This is a genomic window from Microcoleus sp. B7-D4 (assembly GCF_036705125.1).
Classification (GTDB): domain Bacteria; phylum Cyanobacteriota; class Cyanobacteriia; order Cyanobacteriales; family Microcoleaceae; genus Microcoleus.
In genome coordinates this window covers 1-1,740 of sequence record NZ_JAUBTT010000245.1, presented here as the reverse complement: position 1 = coordinate 1,740, position 1,740 = coordinate 1, and the positions used below count along the sequence as shown (strand labels likewise).

Here is a 1,740-nt window from a genome sequence, read left to right as displayed (position 1 = left end):
TCACCAAAAAACTGGGTCTGAAGCCCCGTCGTTCTACGACGGCTTTTTATTGATTTTCCAGTTTCCTAATCAACCCTCTCAGTACGTCTGATTGAGAGCGCATTGTCTTTGTACAGTAACGGGCAAGAATTTCAGCTTCTTGAGAACTGATGCGTATATGCAATCTCTTATCTTTTTCCATAACTTCCACGATGTGTACTCAGTTTATGTGTACAATATAGCAAGGAGGTAAAAACAATGCAACGCTGGAACTACAAGTTAAAACCAAACAAAGAGCAAGCCGCGCTCATGGCCCAATGGCTTATAACACTGCGTAAGCACCGTAATTATTGTCTCAGAGAACGCTTCATCGGCTGGGAGACTAACAACAGAAATGTTGAAACGCCTCGGAGCTATGCTTTTGGGTCTTATTGCGAAATAGACACCCGTTTAGAAGTTGGTGCTGTGTGTCCTCTTAGTTGTCCGGTTGTCAAGCATGGCGTTATGTCTGCAACATTAACCAAGACCAGTAAAAAGCTAGGTCTGTGTTGGGATAGCGCTGGGGGTATTCAAAGTAAGAGAACTACTGAGTTAAGAAAAGAAAACGAGTGGTACAGCCGTATTGATTCAGATGTGTTGCAGCGAAACCTGGCTAAACTAGATACTGCGTTTGCAGGTTTTTGGAGTCATAAAAGAGGCTTTCCGGCTTACCGAAAAGCCTCAAATTTCAAGACCTTCGAGTACAAACCGGGGCGTTGCAAGTTTGAAAACAACCGAGTTTATCTTCCTGGTATTGGTTGGATGAAATACTTCAATAGCAGAAGTTTTCCATTCAATGTAGAAATCCGAACTGTAACCGTCAAGCAAAAAGGGACATATTGGTACATCAGTGTACTGCTTGACGACGGAGTGAGACTGCCAGAACTTATCGAACCTAAGTCAGTTGTTGGGATAGATGTAGGAATAAACAAGCTTGTGTCCCTTTCAGATGGTAGCTTTATTGAGAATATAGCTGTTGCAACAAACTCTAGAACAGCTCGACGATTAGCGATAAGAAATCGTGCTGCCAGTCGCAAGCAAAAAGGCTCTAGCAACAGGAAAAAAGCACAGTTCAAGCTGTCTCAAACCCAACACAAGCTAACCCAAAAAAGAGACGGATATAACTGGAAAGCTGCCGATAAGATAGTTAAAACGGCTGATGCTGTAGCGCAAGAAAACCTAAAAATAACCAACATGGTTAAACGCGCCAAACAATCGCACGATGGAAAAGGAGGTTATAGGAAGAATGGTGCTGCTGCCAAGAGTGGACTTAATAAAAGAATCCTAGATTGTGCTTGGGGGGATATTTTTGGAAAAATAGCGTGGCTAGCTGCGAAGTCTGGCAAGCCTGTATTTGCAGTTAACCCCCGACACACTTCTCAAGAGTGTCCTAAATGTGGACATACAGAGAAAGGCAACCGAGACGGAGAAAAGTTCGTGTGTCGCGCCTGTGGTTATGCTGAACACGCTGATACAGGAGCCTCTAGGAAAATAGCCAAGAAAAGCGGTTTATCATTTCCGCGTAATCAAAAAAGACTACCTGCGGACTGCGGGAAAGTAACGCCTTTGGAAATATCAATCCCTAAGTGGGTTGAGCCTAGGAACCTTAATTTATCGGTTAACTCGCAGTTATCTAATGTAGAAAGCGGTTATCCAGAAAAAAGGATATCCGGATTAATTTCCGGAGAATCCCCGCTGCTTTAGCACGGGGAGTGTCAAAAC

Annotated in this window: 1 protein-coding gene; it reads left to right on the top strand. The window is 43.6% G+C overall.

Features of this window, described 5'->3' with window-relative positions; all coding sequences use genetic code 11:
• Window positions 1-237: 237 nt before the first annotated feature.
• The gene (locus tag QUB12_RS37190) at window positions 238-1,722 is read left to right on the top strand and encodes a transposase (RefSeq protein ID WP_333311100.1); all 1,485 of its coding nucleotides are present in this window, start codon (window positions 238-240) and stop codon (window positions 1,720-1,722) included.
• Window positions 1,723-1,740 lie beyond the last annotated feature (18 nt).